Source organism: Aquimarina algiphila (assembly GCF_947494415.1).
GTDB classification, from domain to species: Bacteria; Bacteroidota; Bacteroidia; order Flavobacteriales; family Flavobacteriaceae; genus Aquimarina; species Aquimarina algiphila.
Window position 1 is genome coordinate 54,386 of record NZ_CANLVC010000009.1, and the last position, 21,373, is coordinate 75,758.

24 protein-coding genes are annotated in these 21,373 nt (G+C 33.4%); 21 read left to right on the top strand and 3 right to left on the bottom strand.

Annotated elements, in window-relative coordinates:
• Positions 1–2: 2 nt before the first annotated feature.
• The 19 genes from PQF96_RS21700 to fabF all read left to right on the top strand — a co-directional run bounded on the left by PQF96_RS21700 (position 3) and on the right by fabF (position 16,060).
• Positions 3–455, top strand: a complete 453-nt coding sequence (locus PQF96_RS21700) for a bactofilin family protein (protein WP_109436173.1) — start codon at positions 3–5, stop codon at positions 453–455.
• On the top strand, positions 391–654 hold the full coding sequence (locus PQF96_RS21705; RefSeq protein WP_235010951.1) for an AtpZ/AtpI family protein: 264 nt from the start codon (positions 391–393) through the stop codon (positions 652–654). Before PQF96_RS21700 ends, PQF96_RS21705 begins: the two co-directional genes overlap by 65 nt.
• A 66-nt stretch (positions 655–720) precedes the next feature.
• On the top strand, positions 721–1,098 hold the full coding sequence (locus PQF96_RS21710; RefSeq protein ID WP_271768301.1) for a hypothetical protein: 378 nt from the start codon (positions 721–723) through the stop codon (positions 1,096–1,098).
• Between the two features lie 122 nt (positions 1,099–1,220).
• A complete protein-coding gene (atpB, locus tag PQF96_RS21715) occupies positions 1,221–2,297 on the top strand; it encodes a F0F1 ATP synthase subunit A (RefSeq protein ID WP_143917810.1) in 1,077 nt (358 codons plus the stop codon).
• A gap of 31 nt (positions 2,298–2,328) precedes the next feature.
• Entirely contained in the window at positions 2,329–2,520 is a 192-nt protein-coding gene (gene atpE / locus PQF96_RS21720) for an ATP synthase F0 subunit C (protein ID WP_164974874.1), read from the top strand.
• A gap of 97 nt (positions 2,521–2,617) precedes the next feature.
• The gene (locus PQF96_RS21725) at positions 2,618–3,118 is read left to right on the top strand and encodes a F0F1 ATP synthase subunit B (RefSeq protein ID WP_109436170.1); all 501 of its coding nucleotides are present in this window, start codon (positions 2,618–2,620) and stop codon (positions 3,116–3,118) included.
• A 6-nt stretch (positions 3,119–3,124) separates the two neighbouring features.
• Complete coding sequence (atpH, locus tag PQF96_RS21730; protein WP_271768307.1) at positions 3,125–3,652, top strand: ATP synthase F1 subunit delta; 528 nt, start codon at positions 3,125–3,127, stop codon at positions 3,650–3,652.
• Positions 3,653–3,726: 74 nt separating this feature from the next.
• Entirely contained in the window at positions 3,727–5,307 is a 1,581-nt protein-coding gene (atpA, locus tag PQF96_RS21735; RefSeq protein ID WP_109436168.1) for a F0F1 ATP synthase subunit alpha, read from the top strand.
• A gap of 42 nt (positions 5,308–5,349) precedes the next feature.
• Positions 5,350–6,210 carry an ATP synthase F1 subunit gamma gene (atpG, locus tag PQF96_RS21740; RefSeq protein WP_109436167.1) on the top strand — a complete coding sequence of 287 codons (861 nt, stop codon included), beginning with the start codon at positions 5,350–5,352 and terminating at the stop codon, positions 6,208–6,210.
• Positions 6,211–6,372: 162 nt separating this feature from the next.
• Positions 6,373–6,879, top strand: coding sequence for a hypothetical protein (locus PQF96_RS21745; protein ID WP_271768311.1), 507 nt, complete (start codon positions 6,373–6,375; stop codon positions 6,877–6,879).
• 150 nt (positions 6,880–7,029) lie between these two features.
• Positions 7,030–7,521, top strand: a complete 492-nt coding sequence (locus tag PQF96_RS21750) for a hypothetical protein (protein WP_109436165.1) — start codon at positions 7,030–7,032, stop codon at positions 7,519–7,521.
• Between the two features lie 49 nt (positions 7,522–7,570).
• A complete protein-coding gene (locus PQF96_RS21755) occupies positions 7,571–9,022 on the top strand; it encodes an oligosaccharide flippase family protein (RefSeq protein ID WP_271768314.1) in 1,452 nt (483 codons plus the stop codon).
• Positions 9,023–9,052: 30 nt separating this feature from the next.
• A complete protein-coding gene (dut, locus tag PQF96_RS21760) occupies positions 9,053–9,487 on the top strand; it encodes a dUTP diphosphatase (protein WP_109436163.1) in 435 nt (144 codons plus the stop codon).
• Between the two features lie 174 nt (positions 9,488–9,661).
• Positions 9,662–10,678, top strand: a complete 1,017-nt coding sequence (locus PQF96_RS21765; protein ID WP_271768316.1) for a sugar phosphate nucleotidyltransferase — start codon at positions 9,662–9,664, stop codon at positions 10,676–10,678.
• Between the two features lie 66 nt (positions 10,679–10,744).
• A complete protein-coding gene (locus PQF96_RS21770) occupies positions 10,745–12,088 on the top strand; it encodes a tetratricopeptide repeat protein (RefSeq protein WP_271768319.1) in 1,344 nt (447 codons plus the stop codon).
• A 6-nt stretch (positions 12,089–12,094) separates the two neighbouring features.
• Entirely contained in the window at positions 12,095–12,871 is a 777-nt protein-coding gene (locus tag PQF96_RS21775) for a DUF4292 domain-containing protein (protein WP_271768322.1), read from the top strand.
• Positions 12,868–14,097, top strand: a complete 1,230-nt coding sequence (locus PQF96_RS21780) for a murein hydrolase activator EnvC family protein (protein WP_109436159.1) — start codon at positions 12,868–12,870, stop codon at positions 14,095–14,097. Before PQF96_RS21775 ends, PQF96_RS21780 begins: the two co-directional genes overlap by 4 nt.
• A gap of 115 nt (positions 14,098–14,212) precedes the next feature.
• A complete protein-coding gene (locus PQF96_RS21785; RefSeq protein WP_271768324.1) occupies positions 14,213–14,761 on the top strand; it encodes a TetR/AcrR family transcriptional regulator in 549 nt (182 codons plus the stop codon).
• Between the two features lie 51 nt (positions 14,762–14,812).
• On the top strand, positions 14,813–16,060 hold the full coding sequence (fabF, locus tag PQF96_RS21790) for a beta-ketoacyl-ACP synthase II (RefSeq protein ID WP_271768326.1): 1,248 nt from the start codon (positions 14,813–14,815) through the stop codon (positions 16,058–16,060).
• Between the two features lie 5 nt (positions 16,061–16,065).
• On the opposite strand, the gene PQF96_RS21795 is transcribed toward fabF, so the two are convergent.
• A complete protein-coding gene (locus PQF96_RS21795; protein WP_109436450.1) occupies positions 16,066–16,578 on the bottom strand; it encodes an acyl-CoA thioesterase in 513 nt (170 codons plus the stop codon).
• Between the two features lie 170 nt (positions 16,579–16,748).
• Positions 16,749–17,753: an HU domain-containing protein gene (locus PQF96_RS21800; RefSeq protein ID WP_271768328.1), complete on the bottom strand. Its 1,005-nt coding sequence runs from the start codon at positions 17,751–17,753 to the stop codon at positions 16,749–16,751.
• Positions 17,754–17,898: 145 nt separating this feature from the next.
• Between PQF96_RS21800 and dprA the strand changes: the two genes are divergently transcribed.
• Positions 17,899–19,002 (top strand): DNA-processing protein DprA, encoded by a 1,104-nt coding sequence (gene dprA / locus PQF96_RS21805; protein ID WP_109436155.1) that lies wholly within the window; start codon positions 17,899–17,901, stop codon positions 19,000–19,002.
• A gap of 162 nt (positions 19,003–19,164) precedes the next feature.
• Positions 19,165–20,010, top strand: coding sequence for a tetratricopeptide repeat protein (locus PQF96_RS21810; protein WP_271768331.1), 846 nt, complete (start codon positions 19,165–19,167; stop codon positions 20,008–20,010).
• 9 nt (positions 20,011–20,019) lie between these two features.
• On the opposite strand, the gene PQF96_RS21815 is transcribed toward PQF96_RS21810, so the two are convergent.
• Positions 20,020–21,348 (bottom strand): DUF6624 domain-containing protein, encoded by a 1,329-nt coding sequence (locus PQF96_RS21815; protein WP_271768333.1) that lies wholly within the window; start codon positions 21,346–21,348, stop codon positions 20,020–20,022.
• Between the last annotated feature and the right edge of the window lie 25 nt (positions 21,349–21,373).

Genomic DNA, 21,373 nt, shown 5'->3' on the forward strand with positions numbered 1-21,373 from the left:
TTATGTTTTCAGACAATAAAAAAGGAAGAGACTACGGCAACAGCACAGATTTTTCTCGCAATCAAAATAAAATTTCTGAAGGAACTAAAATCATTGGCGATATTATTTCTGAAGGAGGTTTTAGAATCGAAGGTACTATCGAAGGAACATTCAAAACTACAGGTAAAGTAGTAGTAGGTTCTTCTGGTTTTATTAAAGGAACACTAGAATGTTCTGATGCAGATTTTGAAGGAAAGTTTGCAGGAACTCTCAATGTTTCAAATACTTTATCATTAAAGCCAACGGCACATATTGAAGGAGAAGTTACTGTAGGCAAGTTGGCCGTTGAGCCAGGAGCAAACTTTAATGCATCTTGTTCTATGAAAGGAGCTGTTAAATCTTTAGGAAAAAGTGAGCAAAAAACAGGACAACCACAAGCACAATCAGCAACCCAAGGACAAGGGAAGTCAGCTTAGAAAATATGCTGCTCTTTCTGGAATAGCTTTTCAGATGGGGGGTACTATATTTCTATGTGCTTACGGAGGTAAAAAATTGGACGCCTATTATGAACTAGAAAAACAATGGTTCACGATGGGTCTTGTCCTTTTTGGAGTAACTGCTTCAATATACCTGGTAATTAAACAACTCAATAGAATTAATAAATCTGATCGTTAATTTTTTCTTATTGTACTTTTCATTCGTTCAATACAGTTTATATTAGCAAAAGATTTTATTAAGTATATGAAGAAAAACTTCGTTCGTTTTTTGTTTCTTTTTGTTATAATCATTATCGGTGGTTATTTTACTCATACCAGCATTGTCAATTATTTTTCGCTAGAAAGGAATACTGATATTATTAACTTTTCTTATATCTTCAATGGTATATTTACATTGATTTTTACATCTTCAATTATAGTGCTCAGTAAAAAGTTTAAAGACCAACTAGGTTTTATTTTTATGGCAGGAAGTTTAGTAAAGATTGGAGTTTTTTTGCTGATAAGTAATCTAAACAACTTGGATATCAATAAAAATGTGTTTCTGGATTTCTTTATTGCCTATGCAATCTGTTTAGCTCTCGAGGTGTATTGTGTTTCCAAGATTTTGAATACGATTAAATAATTGATTTTCAATGTTTTATTTCTTTTGCAATAATCTCGAACTTATTTACTAAAAATAGTTTAAGAATCTAACTTAATTATGTACATTTGCACCGAAATTTAGGAACCGAAATTTTACGTGTAATGCAAAACCGTACTGTAGTTAAAATTTTATTGATTTTTACTTTGGCCTTTGCCACCTCAAATCTATTCGCAAAAGAGTCTAAAAAAGAGGGGAACGAAGGAGAAGGAGATTTAAAAACAGAAATCAAAGAATTTATAGATCATCACCTTCAAGACTCACACGATTTCACATTATTTTCTGATAAAGAAGCAAACAAGCATTATGGGTTTCCATTACCTGTTATTTTATGGGATAATGGTTTAAAGCTTTTCTCTTCTTCCAAATTTCATCATGGAGAAACTGTTGCCGAGGTTGATGGCAATTATTATAAGTTATACCATTCAAAGATTTATAAAACAGATGCATCTGGTACAATCAATTATGATGAGGATCACCATGCAACGAATACAAAACCATTAGATTTCTCAATTACAAAAAACGTTGTGAGTATTCTGTTGATTGGTTTACTTATGTTTTTTATGTTTAGCCGTCTGGCTAAATCGTACAAGAAAAATAATGGTATTCCTACAGGAGTTGGGCGTTTTTTAGAACCTCTTGTGCTTTTTGTTAGAGATGAGATCGCTATTCCAAATATAGGAGAGAAAAATTATAAAAGATACATGAGCTTTTTGCTTACAGTGTTTTTCTTTATCTGGTTATTAAACCTTTTAGGAATGACGCCATTGGCAGTCAATGTCACTGGAAATATTGCTGTAACATTTGCTTTGGCACTAATCACATTTTTAATTACGAACCTTACTGCTAATAAAAATTACTGGGGTCACATTTTTTGGATGCCGGGAGTACCTACTTTTATGAAAGTAGTTTTAGCACCAATAGAATTGTTGGGAGTTTTTATCAAGCCGTTTTCGTTAATGATTCGTTTGTATGCGAATATGACTGCGGGTCACGTAGTGATCATGAGTATCATCGGTATGATGTTCTTATTTAAAAGTTGGATTGGTAGCCCATTATCATTTGGATTGTCGTTTGCATTATCAATATTAGAATTATTGGTAGCTGCATTACAAGCATATATATTTACGATGTTGTCTGCGCTATACTTTGGTATGGCAACTGAAGAGGCACATCACTAGTTTTGAACGTTTAATTTTTAATTATATAATTATGACTATCCCAAACATTGTTGGAGCAGGTTTAATAGTAATTGGTGCTGGTTTAGGTATCGGTAAAATTGGTGGATCTGCGATGGAAGCTATCGCACGTCAGCCAGAAGCTTCTGGTAAGATTCAAACTGCGATGCTTATTGCTGCCGCTCTTATTGAAGGAATTGGATTTGCTGCATTATTTGCTGCATAATTCATTTAGTACAGATGATACAACTGTAACGGTTGGTTGCAGTTGTTCATTTTAAATTTTTAAAAAATTAGACGATAAAAAGATAACATAATTAATTATGGAGAAGTTAATAAATGATTTTTCATTCGGTCTGTTTTTCTGGCAGATATTACTTTTTGTAGGTTTACTTTTATTATTGAGAAAATTTGCTTGGAAACCTATATTAGAAGCTGTAAATAATCGTGAAGAAGGTATTAAAAATGCACTGGAATCTGCAGAAGAAGCTAGAAAAGAAATGCAAAACCTTCAAGCAGATAACGAACGTATTTTAAATGAAGCAAGAGCAGAACGTGATGGTATGCTTAAAGAAGCAAGACAGCTTAAAGAAAATATGATCACCGATGCAAAATCTGAAGCACAAGCTGAAGCAGATAAAATCGTAGCACAAGCACAAGCAACTATAGAAAGCGAAAAGAAAGCAGCGATTGCTGATCTTAAGAGCCAGGTAGCTGGACTTTCTGTAGAGATTGCAGAAAAAGTTGTGAGAAAAGAATTAGCTGACAAAGACAAACAATTGGAATTGGTTGAGTCTATGTTAGGAGATGTTACTTTAAACTAATCATACATGAGTAGAGCAGCAATACGTTATGCGAAGGCAGTTTTGAGTTTAGCTCAAGATAAAAAAGCCACTGAAGATGTTCAGAAAGATATGCAAAGTATTATCGCTACTGTTAGCGATAGCGCCGAGCTCAGAATGGTATTGAGTAGTCCTTTGATCAAAGGTGAAGTAAAACTAGCTTCACTACGTGAGATATTTAAAGGCGCTGGGGATATTACACAAAAACTTTTTGATACTTTAGTTCAAAACAAAAGAGTTGATTTATTAGGGGATGTAGCAAAGCAATATATCGTTTTGTTTGACCAATTAAATAATACTCAGGTAGCAAAAGTGACTACGGCTGTTCCTTTGGATAAAGGATTAAAGGCTAAAGTTTTAAGCAAAGTAAAAGAATTGACAGGTAACGAGGCGACAATAGAAAATATAATCGACGAAGCTATTATTGGTGGATTTATTCTAAGAGTTGGTGATTTACAATATAATGCTAGTATAGCAAATAAGCTTACGAATTTAAGAAGAGAATTAAGCAATTAATACATACGTTTTAAAATATAAATTTAATAATAAGAGAATGAGAGTTTGTACTCGTTCTCCTAAACTATTATAAAATGGCAGAAGTGAATCCTGCTGAAGTATCAGCAATATTAAAACAACAATTATCTGGATTTGAAGCATCAGCTTCATTAGAAGAGGTAGGAACAGTATTACAAGTAGGTGATGGTATCGCTCGTGTATACGGATTGTCTAATGCTCAATATGGAGAATTAGTAGAATTCGAATCAGGACTAGAAGGTATTGTACTTAACCTTGAGGAAGATAATGTTGGGGTAGTACTTTTAGGTTCTTCAACAGAAGTTAAAGAAGGGGTAACTGTAAAACGTACTCAGCGTATTGCATCTATCAATGTTGGAGAAGGAATCGTAGGTCGTGTAGTAGACACATTAGGTAATCCTATTGATGGTAAAGGTGCTATCGAAGGTGAAACTTTTGAAATGCCATTAGAGCGTAAAGCTCCTGGTGTAGTTTTTCGTCAACCGGTAAACGAACCACTTCAAACAGGGATCAAGTCTATTGATGCTATGGTGCCGATCGGAAGAGGACAACGTGAGTTGGTGATTGGTGACCGTCAAACTGGTAAGACAACAGTTTGTATTGATACTATCCTAAATCAAAAAGAATTTTATGATGCTGGTGAGCCAGTATATTGTATATATGTTGCTATTGGACAGAAAGCGTCTACAGTAGCGCTTATTGCTAAAGTACTAGAGGATAAAGGTGCATTGGCATATACAACTATCGTTGCTGCAAATGCTTCTGATCCTGCTCCTATGCAAGTATATGCTCCATTTGCAGGTGCTGCAATCGGAGAGTATTTCCGTGATACAGGACGTCCAGCTTTGATTATCTATGATGATTTATCTAAGCAGGCCGTAGCATACCGTGAGGTATCTTTGTTATTACGTCGTCCACCAGGTCGTGAGGCATATCCTGGAGATGTATTTTATCTTCACTCAAGATTATTAGAGCGTTCTGCAAAAGTAATTGCAGATGATAGTATTGCTAAAGATATGAATGACCTTCCTGATTCTTTAAAAGACAAAGTAAAAGGAGGCGGATCTTTAACGGCATTACCAATTATTGAAACTCAGGCAGGTGATGTATCAGCATATATCCCAACCAATGTAATTTCTATTACAGATGGCCAGATTTTCTTAACATCAGATTTATTTAACTCTGGGGTTCGTCCTGCAATTAATGTAGGTATCTCTGTATCTCGTGTGGGGGGATCTGCTCAGATTAAATCAATGAAAAAAGTTGCAGGTACGTTAAAACTGGATCAAGCACAGTTCCGTGAACTAGAAGCATTTGCTAAGTTTGGATCTGACCTTGATGCTGCTACCTTAAATGTAATTGAAAAAGGGAAGCGTAACGTAGAGATTCTTAAGCAAGCTCAAAATGATCCATATACTGTAGAAGATCAAATTGCGATCATCTATGCAGGTTCTAAAAACTTGTTAAGGGACGTACCTGTAAATAAAATAAAAGAATTCGAAAGTGATTTTATTGAGTATCTTAATGCAAAACATAGAGACACCTTAGACACTTTAAAGGCTGGAAAATTGACAGACGAAGTAACAGATGTATTACTTTCTGCTTGTAAAGAGATTTCAGCAAAATACAAAGCATAATTAAACGCTGAATAAAGAATTCTGAATTCATAAGTATAAAAAATGGCGAATTTAAAAGAATTACGTAGTAGAATCACCTCTGTATCATCAACGATGCAAATTACCAGTGCCATGAAAATGGTATCTGCTGCAAAGTTGAATAAAGCACAGATGGCGATTACTGCAATGCGTCCTTATTCTGATAAACTTACTGAGTTGTTGCAGAGTTTAAGCGCTTCTTTAGAAGGAGATAACGCTAGTACATATGCAGAACAACGTGAAGTAAATAAAGTGCTCATTGTGGCAATTGCTTCTAATCGTGGTTTAGCTGGAGCATTTAACTCTAATATCGTTAAAGGTGTAAGAGAGCTTTATGAGAATGAATATGCTGGTAAGCAAGTAGATTTTGTGACGATTGGTAAAAAAGTTAATGATGTAGTTTCTAAAACGCATACTGTAATTGCAAATAAAAGTGAGGTATATGATGATCTTACTTTTACTAATGTTGCAGCAATTGCTGAAGAATTAATGGAACATTTTACTAATGGTTCTTATGATAGAATCGTAATTGTATACAATAAATTTAGAAATGCTGCTTCTCAAGATGTTACTACAGAACAGTTTTTACCTATTGTGCCTGTAGCTGGTCAGGAAACTGCAAATTTGGATTATATTTTTGAGCCTTCTAAGGAAGAGATTGTAGAACAATTGATACCTAAGTCGCTTAAAACACAATTGTATAAAGCGTTACGTGATTCGTTTGCATCAGAGCATGGTGCGCGTATGACTGCAATGCATAAAGCGACTGATAATGCTACAGAGCTTAGAGATGCACTTAAATTGTCATATAACAAAGCAAGACAAGCTTCTATTACCAATGAAATCCTTGAGATTGTTGGTGGTGCAGAAGCATTGAATAACTAATACTATATTAAGTTTTTAGTATAATAATAAAGCCCACCCTTTTTTGGTGGGCTTTATTATTATACCTGTGACTGTATTTTATGATTTCCTTTTACGCAACCATTTGTATGTATTTAAGACTATTTAAATGAAAAGACTTAATACGTAATCAAAATGGTTAGCATGAAAAAACATAATAAATCAGCAATAATTAACCCTCAGCCAAAGACAACATCTCGATTAAAAAATAAGGTAGTTTTATTGATCATCTTTCAATGTTGTATGGTTTTTCTTCTTTCTTGTTCTAATGATGATGGCAGACCTTTACGTGGATCAATCATTTTAGGAGATGCAGGCATATCCGGTACAGTGTATTGTTCATTGGATTTGGATAAGAGTTCTGTACAAAATATAGATGAAATTAGGATCTATAATGGGAGTGAAGATAATGTGGCTAGTAGCGAAATCACTTGGGGGTTTTCTACGGAAGAAATAAATTTAAATACCGAATTTATTAAAGAAGAAAACTTAATAGATTTTGGAATCGAAATTATTAGTTTATCAGAAGATAGGAGGGTTTTTACTATTAAATATTTACAAGGATTCAATGGGATATTTTTGGGATATAAGGTTGTATCACAGAAAAAGGCTTGGTGCAATACCTCATTTTACCAAGAAAGTGCAATATAAATATCCAATATACCTTGATACCTGAAAAATTTGAAGACTTTATCCTTAAGCTTTACTTTGGGTATTATACTGCCGTTTTTCTATCTTTATCAAATGTTAAAATAATTTTGGCATTAAATTTGTCTTTAAATAAGATAAATAAAGAATACTATGAAAAACTTTGAAACATTATGCATTAAGGTATTGATGCTTTTGGTAGTAGTTACTTTTACACAATGTGCAAGTAGTCAAAAAATAGACATGAAAGCTTCTCTACAAATCAAAGACTCTTATTTTCAAGAAATTCCTTCGGGAATGGCTGATGGCCCCACCACCTTGTTCGTAAGTTTTGAAATTGAAAAAAACAATGAAGTTGAGCTTACTTATGCTTTTTTTAGAGGTAAAAAAATTGAATTGAAGAAGACGAATTCAAATCCAAATATATATGAAGGGAATTACGTGTATCCGGCTAAAATGCAAGACCTGATTATGAGCGGTGATTCTAAAGAAGAGTTTAAAAACCAATTACCAGAAATAGAAAGGAAAATCCCTTTCGAGCTTAAAGCAAATGAATGTATGCTTCAATACATCCAAAACAGAGAAGAAAAACTGTTCAAAATAGAGAACCTCAAACAAATAGTTTTAAAGAACTTTCCTATGTAAATTAGGCGATAAAAAATTGTACTTTTACGACTACAATTAGATTCACCAATTGAGCATATTTCAAAAACTTTTTAAGCAGACTTTTATCTATGGAGTAGCGACAGTGCTTCCTCGTATGTTGTCATTTTTATTAGTTCCATTATATACCGATGTATTGCCGACAAATGAATATGGAAAAGTTTCTATCATATTTTCATACTTCGTTTTATTCAATGTGATACTAGCCTATGGCATGGAGACTGCTTTTTTTCGTTTTTTTAATAAAGAATCAGATAAACAAAAAGTTGTTAGTACTTCGACAATATCTCTCTTGATATCTTCTTTTGGCTTTTTTGCATTAGCGCTGTTATTTAAGGACCAAATTGCGATGTTAACCGGGATAAAAGAAGATTATATTGTCTTAGTTATCTGGATACTCTTGTTAGATGCTTTAGTGATTATTCCTTTTGCTTGGCTAAGAGCAAATGAAAGACCGATGAAATATTCATTTATAAAGATTTTAAATGTATTTATTAATCTTGGATTGAATGTTTTTCTATTGATATATCTAAAAAAACTATCTGATGATTTTTCAAGCTTAAAAAGTATTGTCATTGATAATTATGAGATTAATTATATTTTCATTTCAAATTTGGTGGCAAGTGGATTAACACTTTTGTTATTGGTTCCTTTTTATATCAATCTTAAATACCGTTTTGATAAAGCATTATGGAAAAGGATGATGAAGTATTCACTTCCAATTTTAATAGCTGGAGTTGCATTTTCAATTAATGAAACATTTGATAGAATTATACTTGACTATTTGTTACCAGAAGATACTGCAGAACATGTTGTTGGAGTGTATTCGGCCTGTTATAAACTGGCATTATTTATGACGTTATTTTCAACAGCCTTTAGACTGGGAATAGAACCTTTTTTCTTTAACTATTCTGAAAATAAAAATGCTCGAGAAACGTATGCGAGAATTACAAAATACTTTGTGGCCTTTGGAGCCCTTATCTTATTAGGAGTGGTTATTTTTGTTCACATCTTAAAAGTGTTCATTATTAGAGACCAGGCATATTGGGAAGCTGTAAAAATTGTTCCTATAATAGTATTAGCTAATTTATGCCTTGGTATTTATCATAATCTTTCGGTATGGTATAAAATTACGGATCGAACTAAATTTGGCGCCTATATTTCTGTTGTAGGAGCAGGACTTACATTGCTTTTAAATTTTATTTTAATACCAAGGTATAGTTATCTTGGATCAGCAATAGCGACATTGGTTGCTTATGGTTCTATGATGTTATTATCATGGTATTTTGGAAGAAAATATTATCCAATCCCCTATAATTTAAAAAAGATAGGAATGTATCTTACGCTTTCTATCAGTTTTTCGATTCTTTCGTTTTACATTTTTGATAGTAATTATATGATTTCTATTCCATTGTTACTCGTGTTTTTAGTAATTTTGTACGCCTCAGAAAAGAGAGAGTTAAAACAAATTCTAAAAAAATAAACAACCTCTGGTTGAAAGTGTAAAGTACCTATGCAAATAAAAATTATTAACCGATCATCACATGATTTGCCTCATTATGAAACTATCGCTTCTGCAGGGATGGATTTGAGAGCCAATATAACAGAATCTATTACGTTACAACCTTTGGAGAGAACGATTGTAAAAACAGGATTGTTTATCGAGCTACCAGTAGGTTATGAAGCGCAGGTTCGACCTCGTAGCGGATTAGCAGCCAAAAAAGGAATTACTGTACTTAATGCACCAGGAACTATCGATGCTGATTATAGAGGAGAAGTAGGGGTGATTTTAGTAAACCTTTCTAACGAAAATTTTACCATCGAAAATGGAGAACGGGTTGCTCAAATGGTAATAGCCAAACATGAACGTGCAGAATGGCAGGTTGTAGAAGAACTTTCTGAGACATCAAGAGGTGAAGGCGGTTTTGGTAGTACTGGAGTTAAATAATTAAAAACTGTTTATTCTAGACGTTTTTAGTACTGATCTCTCGACTCTGTTCTAGATGACAGAATACAAAATGTATCGAGAATAGGTTTTTGAATTAAAGAAAATAGTTTAGCATATAGGTATATGTTATGTATGCCATAAGACAAAAAATAATAACATTAAAAAAATAATCAAGTGAAAATCATAGTACCCATGGCAGGAAGAGGCTCTAGACTAAGACCTCATACACTTACTGTTCCTAAGCCTTTAATTCCGGTAGCCGGGAAACCAATTGTACACAGATTAGTATCTGATATTGCTAAGGTTTTGGGAGAACCAATTGATGAAATTGCCTTTGTACTTGGTGATCCTGCTTTTTTTGGAGAGGATGTTGTATCGAGTTTAACTAAATTAGCAGAAGAACTGGGGGCAAAAGCATCTATTTACAGACAGGATCAACCTTTAGGAACCGGACATGCAATTATGTGTGCTGCAGCATCCCTCTCAGGCCCTGCAGTAATTGCATATGCAGATACACTAATTAGAGCAGATTTTAATCTCGATAAAGAGGCAGATGCTGTAATTTGGGTTAAACAGGTAGAACAACCTGAAGCATATGGGGTGGTAAAACTTAATGAAAACAAACATATTGTAGAACTGGTAGAAAAACCTCAGAAGTTTGTTTCGGATCAGGCAGTGATCGGAATTTATTATTTTAAAGATGTAGCAGTGCTAAAGAATGAACTGCAATATGTATTGGATAATAACATTATTAATGGAGGTGAATATCAGATTAATGATGGTATCAAAAGAATGATGAGTAATGGTAAAGTTTTTGTAACCGGACAAGTAGATGAGTGGATGGATTGCGGAAATAAAAATGTTACTGTAGAAACCAATACAAGGATGCTTGGGTTTTTACAGAATGATGGAGAGCAATTGGTCAGTGATCAGGTAGAACAGGAAAATTCTACCATTATTAGTCCATGTTATATAGGAGAAGGAGTAACCCTGAAAAATGCAACAATTGGACCGAACGTTTCAATAGGGAATGGATGTGTAATCGAGAATACAGCTATCAAAAATAGTTTGGTTCAAACCAAAACTGTCATAAAAAATGCTAACTTAGACAATGCTATGATAGGAAATAATGCTGTGTATGATGGAAACTTCACTACAGTAAGCATAGGAGACTATTCTATTTTGGAATAATTTGTGATGAAGTAAAAGTACTTCAGTAAATTTTATATGATTAATTATTGGAAACATATTTGTATTTTGAGTATACTCTTTGTATTAGGGTATAATGTTGGTTATACTCAGGATATAGAACCCAAACAAGAGATTAATATTGATGATTTGGGGAATGTTTCAGATGAGTTTCAAGAATCTTTTTTTGAAGCATTAAAGCAAAAAGCAATCACCAACTATGATAAGGCGATTGAAGCTTTAGAGAAATGTATTGCTATTGATCCAGAACCGAATTACCTGTATTTTGAACTGGGAAAAAATTATTTAGAGTTAAAGTTATACCAAAAGGCAGAAGATAATTTTAAGAAAGTAATAGAGGTAAAACCTAATGATAAATTTGTATTGGAACTATTGTTTCAAGTGTATTTTCAACAACGAAAATACAAAGAATCTACAGGAGTTGTAGAAAAGCTGGTTACTTTTAATTCTATGTTTAAAGAACAGTTAGCAAATCTTTATTTTCTTGAAAGACGTTATGATGAAGCTTTGGTTTTAATTGATGAGCTGGATGAAGAATATGGTGTTGATGGGTATAGAAGTAGATTACGAAAACGCATTTCTTCAAAAATAACAAACCCAAATAATCAAATCTCCAGATTAGAAAAGATGATAAAAGACAAGCCTAAGGTAGAACAAAACTATCTTAATCTTATCTATCTTTATAGTCAAAGTGGGGAAAAAGAAAAAGCATTTGAGGTTGCAACTTTATTATTAAAGAAAAAGCCAAAATCAGAATTGGTACATTTGGCATTGTATAAGTTTTATCTAGAAGGAAATAAAACAGAAGAAGCGATTCAATCTATGAAAATTGCACTAAAAAGCAATAAAATAGATATGGATTCTAAATTTAAAGTGGTCAATGATTTTCTTCTCTTCATTGATAAAAATCCACAGTATGCATCTCAATTAACCGATATTATTGCTTTGCTTTCTAATGGTCAGGAGAATGGAAAAGTATTTACAGAACTTGGAAATTATTACTTTAAAAAGGACGATAAAGAACAAGCACTTAATTTTTATGAACGAGGTATAAAAAGTAATGCTAATGATTTTTCGTTATTAAGAAGAATTCTACTTTTACAATTGGATCTAAAACGATACGAAAAAGCAATGAGTGGAAGTGAATTAGCTTTAGAGTTATTCCCTGCACAACCTATTTTCTATTTGGTAAATGGAGTATCTCTTATTCATCTTGAAAAAGCAGAAGAAGCGATCGAAATTCTCACTACAGGTATAGATTATGTAATAGATGATCTTAAAATGGAATCAGATTTTTATCAACAAATTAGTGCAGCATATCAAAAACTTGGAGATGCAACAAAAGCTTCAGAATATCAAGAAAAAGTAAATCAACTTCAGAAAAAATCATAAGAGTTAATGAACAGAATATTTTTTGGTCTATTGTTTTTTTCTTTGATTGCCCTCAATTCTTGTAAAGGTACCAAAAGTGTGACCGAATCAGGTGTAAAAAGATTAAGCGCAGAAAAAATCATTGCAAATCATTATAACCGATCTTTCAATTTTGAAACACTTAATACCAAGGTAAAGGTCAAATATGATGATGGGAAACAATCCTTTAGTCCTATCGCCACTTTACGTCTTGAAAAAGATAAAAGAATATGGGTTAGTGTAAAAATGTTAGGGATCACACTTGCAAAAGCATTAATTACACCAGAAAAAGTAAGTTATTATGAGAAAATCAATAGCACCTACTTCGAAGGAGATTTTAGGTTGTTAAGTGAATGGTTAGGAACAGACTTAGATTTTAAGAAAGTACAACAAATGCTTTTGGGACAAGCATTATTTAACTTAAGGGATGATAAGTATAAATCATCCATTATGAATCAATCCTATCAATTACAGCCTAAAACAGAATTAGCTTTATTCGAGCGATTGTTTTTAGTACGACCAGATACTTTTAAAATGGCTCAACAAAAACTTAAACAACCATCAGAAAATAGAGATTTAACAATCTATTATAAAACATATCAAAAGGTAGGAAATCAAGAATTTCCTAAAGAAATTCACATAGAAGCTTTACAAGATAAAGGGAAAACAACAATTGAAATAGAATATAAAACGGTAGATTACAATGCTAAGGTAAGTTTTCCGTTTAAAATACCATCAGGATACAAGCAAGTTACTATTCAATGAGATTTTTAAAAGTCATATTTTTTATTGGTTTATTATTGGTTTGTGGTCCCTTGTTTTCTCAAAGTACCAAGCAACAACAACTAGAAGAGGAACGTCAACGCTTAAGAGAAGAAATTGAGCAAATGAAACAATTGCGGGCTGATAATAAACTTAAAGAGCGCTCTGTTTTGGATGAAGTTGAAACGATCAATTCACAGATTAGTACACGTCAGAATTTGATTAAAATTACAAACCAGCAGGCAAACTTGTTGACTCGTGAGATTAATACAAATTTTAAGAAGATAGATGCATATCGCAAAGAGCTTAAGGCTCTTAAAAAAGATTATGCTAAGATGATTACCAAGTCATATAAAAGTAAATCTCATCAAAGCCGAATAATGTTCTTACTTTCTTCTGCAGATTTTGCTCAGGCCTATAAACGACTGCAGTATATGAAGCAGTATAATGAGCATCGAAAAGAACAAGCAGACCGGATTGAAAATAGTACGATAGAGCTTCAGGCACTTAATACTGATCTTTCAAGACAAAAAAAGGATAAGCAAGGGTTGATTGAAGAAAATAGACAGGCACAACAAGATCTTAAAGAAGAGAAGAAGGAGCAACAAATATTAATGGCTTCAATTAGGAAGAAAGCAGGGACGTATACCAAACAAATTAAGAAAAAACAAGAACAAGCTAGTGCGATTGATAAAGCAATCGAAAAACTGATTAGAGAAGCGATTGCCAGAGCAAATAAGAAAGCGGGTAAAAAGGTAACCAAAAAAGGTTCAGCAACGACCTTTGCTCTGACTGCAGAAGCTAAGATATTGGCTGATAATTTTACATCGAATAAAGGAAAATTGCCTTGGCCCGTGGGAACAGGAAGAATAACTAAGAAGTTTGGACGTCAGCCACATCCTACATTACCCAATATACAAATTAATAGCAGTGGAGTCGAAATAGAAACAAGAACAGGAGAGAAGGCGAGAGCTATTTTTGAAGGAGAAGTAATCGCAATACAAAAACTTAGAGGAGCCAGCCGATTAGTTCAGATACGACATGGTAATTATATCACTACCTATTATAATATAGAAAATATAACAGTTAAAGAGGGTGATAAGGTCGCAACCAAACAGTCTATAGGTGCAGTACGTACCAATCCAACTACAGGTAGAGCAATCATGAAATTTTTAATCTACCAAAATGCAAAGCGATTGAACCCGCAAAGTTGGATTTATAAGATGTAATCTATTAAATGGTCAGTATAAAAAAGTTGTCAAAGTTAAGTTTGATGGTTTTTTTGAAATATAAACTTAATTTTTAAAGTTGCATACTTACTGATAAGTAAGTATATTTGGAACTATGTCTGATAAGAGAATTGAGATACTGAATCTGGCTGAAAATTTGATTAGAACCAAAGGGTATAATGCATTTAGCTATAGAGATATATCAGGACCATTACAAATAAAAAATGCTGCTGTACATTACCATTTTCCAAAAAAATCTGATCTGGGAGAAGAAATTATTCAAAGAACAAGAAAGAAATTTCAATTAAAAAATAAAGAATGGAGCCATTATTCACCACAGAGAAGATTAGATAATTTTATAGCTTTATATGAAGAAAATCAATCACTCAATCTGGTTTGTTTAGTTGGAGCTTTGGGATCATCCTATGAATCATTACCAGAGAATATGCAAAATAACCTTTCAGAAATGAGTCGAGAGATTAGGATATGGATGATGGAGTTGCTTAAAGAAGGACTTGCCAAAAAAGAATTTAATTTTGCAGAAAAACCTAATGAAAAAGCAGATCTTATCATAGCATCACTACTTTCTTCTCTTATCCTTGATAAAGTAATTCGGGAGAATATTTTTAAATCAGTAAAAGCCTCCATATTAAAAGGAGTATAATTTTTTTTAACTCATAAAACTTACTTATTAGTAAGTATAATTTATGCAAATATGAACGAAAAAAGAGTAGTAATAACAGGTTTGGGAGCAGTGACTCCTCTAGGAAATTCTGTTGAAGAATTTTGGAATAATGCAATCCTTGGTCAAAGTGGAGCTTCAAAAATTACAAAGTTTGACCCCTCTTTGTTTAAAACTCAGTTTGCCTGCGAAATTAATGACTTTGAGCCACAAAAGTATCTGGAACGAAACGAAATCAGAAAAAGTGATCTATTTACTCAGTATGCACTTTATGCAGCATCAGAAGCATTTGAAGATTCGGGAATTGACATGGATAAGATTTCGCCATTTGACGTAGGTGTCATTTGGGGAACAGGACAAGGAGGGATGAATACTTTTGAAAATGAAGTAAAAGAGTATGCATTAAACAATAAAAATCCTCGGTTTAATCCATTTTTTGTGCCTAAGCTCATTGCTAATATGGCTTCGGGTATGATCTCTATGAAATTTAATCTAATGGGTATTAATTATACTACGGTTTCGGCATGTGCAACATCAAATTCTGCTATAATGGATGCATATAATTATATAAAATTAGGGAAGGCCAAAATATTTGTCACAGGAGGTTCTGAAGCGCCTATTACAGAAGCTTCTATAGGAGGGTTTAGTTCGATGAAAGCAATGTCAAAAAGGAATGATCATCCAGAAATAGCTTCAAGACCTTTTGATAAAGAGAGAGATGGTTTTGTAATGGGAGAAGGAGCTGGAGCTGTTATTCTAGAAGACTTTGAGCATGCAAAACAAAGAGGAGCAAAGATTTATGCAGAAGTTGTGGGAGCTTCAATGACTGCCGATGCGTATCATATGACCGCTACCCATCCAGATGGTCTTGGAGCTGCAAAAGCCATGGAACTGGCATTACAAGAGGCGCAGATTAATCCGCAAGAAGTTGATTATTTAAATACTCATGCGACTTCGACTCCAGTAGGAGACCTAAGCGAGGTTAAAGCAATTTCCAAAGTATACGGTAGTGCACCTGAAAATCTTGTGTTAAGCGCAACGAAATCGATGACAGGGCACTTACTTGGCGCCGCTGGAGCTATAGAAAGTATATTATGTATTAAAGCTATCACAGACGGAATTATACCACCAACAATTAATACAGATCATATTTCAGATGAAATTCCTCAAAACCTAAATATCATAACACAAAAAGCAATATCCAAGAATATTGAAATTGCTATGAACAATACATTTGGTTTTGGAGGGCACAATGCAATAACAGTTTTTAAAAAAATGTAAAAAGATTATGATACAAAGAGCGCCTTTAACTCGGTAGCATCATCAGGTTTCATTTTTCCTGCAAGCACCAAACTTAATTGTTTACGACGTAAAGCAGCATCATATCGTTGTTTTTCTAAAGTTGTTTGCGGGTTAATTGAAGGCACAGCAACAGGGGTTCCACTTTCGTTTACAGCAACAAAAGTATAAATCGCCTCGTTTGCTTTAGTTTTTTCTCCACTCTGACGATCTTCTACCCAAACATCAATATAAACTTCCATAGAGGAAGTAAAAGCTCTGGAAACTTTGGCTTCAACAGTGACAACACTTCCTAACGGAATTGCCTTGTTAAATGCAACATGATTTACCGAAGCGGTTACCACAACACGTCTAGAATGTCTGCCAGCAGCGATTCCAGCAGCACGATCCATACGTGCTAAAAGCTCTCCCCCAAACAAATTATTAAGTGAGTTGGTCTCTCCAGTTAATACAAAGTCGGTTAGTATTGCAAGAGATTCTGAAGGGGTTCTAGCTTCCATAGGCATTTTAATTTTTGACAAAGATATGAGGTAATACCGTAATGAGAAAATAAGTTATAGGGTATTTAATCCTTAGCTTTAAAGTAAATACTTAGAGATAAGAATAGATAGAGAATATACCTATTTGGATAGGCATAAAATGCAGTAAAAAACTAATGTTAGAATAATTTTTAATTTCCCTGAATGAATAACCAAGCTTTTGGGCTTTCCTGATTTTTAATTTTTCTTAATGCTTGTAGTGCTTCAGATCTGTTTTCATAAGTTTCATACACTACTTGGTGTAATCCATACTTGTTAACTCCAATTAAACGAGCATTAAAACCTTGAGCTTTTAAGCTTTCAACTTTTTTATTAGCATTAGATTCAATTCTAAAAGCACCAGCAACAATATGATATTTTCCAGATAATACTTCTATAGATTCATTAGTACTAGCCGTTGTTGTGTTTTGTTCTTCTTTAACGATATTGAGACTAATGGTAGGTAAGGGATTAGATATTTCAAAAGTAGCCTCTTGAATTCTGTTTTCAATCTCTTGATTGGCTTTTTGCCATTCTTGATTATTATAGCTTACTGTATTGTCACTAATTTGTTTTAGACCAAAGAATCCACCAATACCTAATACTATGGCTGCAACGGCTGCATATTGTAAATATGGTCGCTCACGACGTTTTTCTGGAGTGAAGGTAAGAGGAGTGACTTCTTCAATTGCTTCAACTTCTTTTTTATAAACTTCTCTGGCGATTTCAATTTCACGATTGATCTCTGGAGAAGCAAATGAATATAATCCAAAAGCTTCACTTAGATAATTTACTTCCTGAGAAGGTTCGAACTGAAGCGTATTTTCTACAGAAGTAAATAAAGAACCAATTTTATCTAGCTCTATACGCTGACCTTGAGCCATTTTTTCCTTAAGCGATAATACATAACGTTGGATTTTAGCCACAGCATCTGTATAAGAAATGTTTTCTGCAGAAGCAATATAGTTGGCTAACAGGCCATCATTATTCTGTAATTGACTATTAAAAGAAATCAGTTTTTGAGGAGGGTAAAATGCATTTGTAGATTCGTGAATCATAGCTGGTTGACGTCTTGTTAAAAACGCACCAAAACCTGGCATGATTACACATTCATATCTATATAATAATTCACTTATGTATTTGGCTGTATTATTCATTGCCCCCTTCTAAAATATGCTGTTTCTTCAACGTGATTAGTCATTTCAAAGGTATGAAAAAATGGAGTCCATCGAAACTATAGTTTCTGAATTTATCAACAGTTTGGTTTTTTTTTGTTTCTTGCACTGACTTATAATGCATTACATGATCATCGAAAAACTTCTGGCGTTACTAACGCTTAAAAAGGTAGCAAATTTAGGAGATAACTCTATCAAAAGATTGATACGTGAGGTGGGTTCTGCGGAAGAAGTACTCACTGAAAAAACTAGTAACTTACTTAAGATAGATGGTATTGGTACTGTAAAGATCAAAGACTTGCATAATCCACAACATCGCAAAGCAGCAGAAAATGAATTAAAATTTATAGAAGAAAATAATATTAATTACCAAATATATGATCAGGAAGGATACCCAGAGAAGTTAAAACATTGTATTGATGGTCCTGTAGTATTGTTTTCTTCGGGAAATATTAACCTTCAACATAAAAAAATATTAAGTATAGTAGGTACAAGAAAAGTAACAAGTTATGGCGCAAAATTCTGCGAAGAATTAATAGAAACATTGGCTCCTATTAATCCCATTATTGTATCTGGATTTGCTTATGGTGTGGATATTATTGCGCACAAAACTGCTATAAAACATAGGCTTCAAACTGTAGGTTGTTTAGCGCATGGTTTAAATCAAATTTACCCCAAAGCGCACAAGAAATATGTAGCACAACTAGAAGAAAATGGAGGTTTTTTTACTGATTTCTGGAGTACAGATGCTTTTGACCGTAAAAATTTTCTGGGGCGTAATCGTATAATAGCTGGCCTTAGTGAAGCAACAGTAGTGATCGAAAGTGCAGATAAAGGAGGTTCACTCGTCACGGCCGAAATTGCAAGTTCGTATAATCGAGATGTGTTTGCTGTTCCTGGTCGCGTAGATGATGCATTAAGTAAAGGCTGTAATATGTTAATAAAAACACAGCGTGCTCATATGCTAACCAGCGCTGCGGATTTGATTTACATGCTTAATTGGGAACTTGATGAAAAAGAACAGCCTGCTATACAAAAACAACTATTTGTAGAATTAGAACAGGACGAAAAGAAAATTTTTAATTTTCTAAATAAAAATGGGAAAGAAATATTAGATGTTATCGCATTGCAATGTGATTTACCCACTTTTAAAGTAGCTTCTGTATTGCTTAATATGGAATTAAAGGGAGTTATAAAACCATTACCTGGTAAATTATTTGAAGTGGCTTAGGAACATTCTTTTTATTCTATAACTAATCATCAAACCAATCAAATTTAACAAACAAAGACTAAAGATTTTTAAGTGAAAAATTTTATAATAAAATCAGTATCAATACGCATAATTATAATGTTTTTGTTTGTTTCTTGCTCAACATCTAAAAAGAAAAATTCTATGACAGATTATCAAAATGCTGAAGAAATTAAAGAAAAAATTGAGAGAGGAGATTTGGTAATAGGTATTTTGGATATCAAAATGGTAGATGAAATGATTGACCTATATACTAGATCAGGAAATTCTGGTAATGCTGAAGGTTGGTACGAGTTAGGTATGATTTATTATAGAGGTATTGGTGTCGATCACGATGCTGAAAAAGCAGTTTCTTACTTCAAATTGGCTGCAGAATTGGGATATGGTATAGATGCGTGGATTAAATATATTAGAATAGCATATTTCGCTAAACTTACTTCTATCCCTGCAGATAGGATTAAGGATTTAGTCGCTGATCTCGAAGATAAAGATACTAGCGGAGAGATTTATTTGCTTAAAGGGTATATGCTAAATCAAGGATACGCATATACCGAAAATTTGGAAGCTTCTTTTTTTGCGCTTCAGCAATCTGTTAAAAAGGGAAATGCAGATGCAATGTTTGAGCTATGTATTTATTATCATTATGGTATGGGAGTAGAGCAGAACTCACAAAAATCAATAGATTGGTGTGTTAAAGCAGCAGAAAATAATAACATTAGAGCAATATATAATCTAGGCACATATTATGCTACAGGATATGAAAGTATCTCTAAAGATATTAATAAGGCAATAGCATATTATACTAAGGCTGCAAATCTAGGCCATGGTAAAGCGGCAGGACAATTGGCAGCAATGTATATTATGGGAGAGGAAGTAGATAACGATGAAGAAAAAGCTAAGATGTTTTATACATTAGCTTTTGAAAATGATTTTGATGTCGATATTTTCTTTGATAGTTTGGGTCTGAAAGAAATTGATATTGAGGATTGAAAATAGTAATTATTGACTCTTCTGAAGGAGTTCTGTAATTTCTAACCATTCCTTTTTATTATACCATGAAATAAATTCTGGTTGTTTAGTTAGTTTAAATCTATTCTCCCATTTCCTCCAGACAAGAACTTTTAGAATGTTTTTACAGATTCGTTTAGAACGTTTATTCTCGAAAGGAGCAAGATATAATGATGCCTGATAGAGTTGGTCATTACTAAGTTCTCCGTAAAATGATATTGCACTTGCAATATGTGTATTTGCAGAATCAATATTTTTCTGAGCTATAAATTTTTTAAAGGTTTTAAAATTTTGTTGTGCTTTTTGATGTGAGGTTGCTAAGGCTATTTTAGCTTCTTCTTGACTAGGTCTTTGATATTCGATGCCATGAAAATAGGCATAAACCTCTATGGGCTCTAGAAGCCCTAATGCTACCCTTCTTTGATCTACATTGGCAGGATCTTGAATAGGGTGAGGGGTGCCTTGCCCCATACTTGCTCCATAGGTTTGTTTCTGCCAAGTATCTCTTGCTATCCTGTCATTGAGCTCTGCATAATGATTGGGATTCATATCTCCTTTTTTCATTGCTTTTTTGATTAAGGATAGGCATTTTTGTTTAAAAAAAACATCGGGGTAATGTTGTGGTATTGCCCAACTGATTTTTGCTCCGTCCTCTCCAACAAGTTCATTTCCGGGCCAACCATGAATATCAATTATACTATCGAGCTTATTTTTATTTATTTCCCATCGATCTTCGACAGCTTTAAAAAGTAATTGGTATTCCTCTACAGAAGCATTACTATCTAGAGATTTTGTTTTTTCTTCGTATTGAGATAATGCAAGTTGATCCTGTGCCCACATTTCTTCCAATTCTTTTAATAACTCAGGATTTTTAATGGACTGTATATATTTCTTTCTATTATTACTTATAGTGTGTAGTAGCGTATTCCATCTTGAGTCGTTTCTTAGGTTGGATAAGCTTGGATAGGTGGCCGTCAATACAGAATCTCTAAGTCCGGCTTGTATTGCTTTATGTAATGATTGAAAGGCTTCTTCATTTTTGTTTTTGGTTGCATACACAGTTGCTGCCATAAAGTAGATCTCCCAGTTTTTTTTGGGCGTAAGCTCTGCTGCTTCATATAGTTGATTAGCAGCTTCAATACTTTGACCATCATTTAGAGTTCTATATGCATTGATTAAACTACGTACCCATTTTGGATTTTGACCGCTAGTAGTATATCCTTCCTTACTAATTTTTTCACTTTCTTTTTTAGGTGTGTTACAACCGAAAATCAAAATCAAAAGGCATATATATACTGCTGATAATGAATTGTTTTTCATACTATTTAATTTAAATAACACTGAC

Coding starts and splice junctions, on each gene's coding strand:
- PQF96_RS21700 (WP_109436173.1), top strand. CDS start 3: ATGTTTTCAGACAATAAAAAAGGAAGAGACTACGGCAACAGCACAGAT.
- PQF96_RS21710 (WP_271768301.1), top strand. CDS start 721: ATGAAGAAAAACTTCGTTCGTTTTTTGTTTCTTTTTGTTATAATCATT.
- atpB (WP_143917810.1), top strand. CDS start 1,221: ATGCAAAACCGTACTGTAGTTAAAATTTTATTGATTTTTACTTTGGCC.
- atpE (WP_164974874.1), top strand. CDS start 2,329: ATGACTATCCCAAACATTGTTGGAGCAGGTTTAATAGTAATTGGTGCT.
- PQF96_RS21725 (WP_109436170.1), top strand. CDS start 2,618: ATGGAGAAGTTAATAAATGATTTTTCATTCGGTCTGTTTTTCTGGCAG.
- atpH (WP_271768307.1), top strand. CDS start 3,125: ATGAGTAGAGCAGCAATACGTTATGCGAAGGCAGTTTTGAGTTTAGCT.
- atpA (WP_109436168.1), top strand. CDS start 3,727: ATGGCAGAAGTGAATCCTGCTGAAGTATCAGCAATATTAAAACAACAA.
- atpG (WP_109436167.1), top strand. CDS start 5,350: ATGGCGAATTTAAAAGAATTACGTAGTAGAATCACCTCTGTATCATCA.
- PQF96_RS21745 (WP_271768311.1), top strand. CDS start 6,373: ATGAAAAAACATAATAAATCAGCAATAATTAACCCTCAGCCAAAGACA.
- PQF96_RS21750 (WP_109436165.1), top strand. CDS start 7,030: ATGAAAAACTTTGAAACATTATGCATTAAGGTATTGATGCTTTTGGTA.
- dut (WP_109436163.1), top strand. CDS start 9,053: ATGCAAATAAAAATTATTAACCGATCATCACATGATTTGCCTCATTAT.
- PQF96_RS21775 (WP_271768322.1), top strand. CDS start 12,095: ATGAACAGAATATTTTTTGGTCTATTGTTTTTTTCTTTGATTGCCCTC.
- PQF96_RS21780 (WP_109436159.1), top strand. CDS start 12,868: ATGAGATTTTTAAAAGTCATATTTTTTATTGGTTTATTATTGGTTTGT.
- PQF96_RS21785 (WP_271768324.1), top strand. CDS start 14,213: ATGTCTGATAAGAGAATTGAGATACTGAATCTGGCTGAAAATTTGATT.
- fabF (WP_271768326.1), top strand. CDS start 14,813: ATGAACGAAAAAAGAGTAGTAATAACAGGTTTGGGAGCAGTGACTCCT.
- PQF96_RS21795 (WP_109436450.1), bottom strand. CDS start 16,578: ATGGAAGCTAGAACCCCTTCAGAATCTCTTGCAATACTAACCGACTTT.
- PQF96_RS21800 (WP_271768328.1), bottom strand. CDS start 17,753: ATGAATAATACAGCCAAATACATAAGTGAATTATTATATAGATATGAA.
- dprA (WP_109436155.1), top strand. CDS start 17,899: ATGATCATCGAAAAACTTCTGGCGTTACTAACGCTTAAAAAGGTAGCA.
- PQF96_RS21810 (WP_271768331.1), top strand. CDS start 19,165: ATGACAGATTATCAAAATGCTGAAGAAATTAAAGAAAAAATTGAGAGA.
- PQF96_RS21815 (WP_271768333.1), bottom strand. CDS start 21,348: ATGAAAAACAATTCATTATCAGCAGTATATATATGCCTTTTGATTTTG.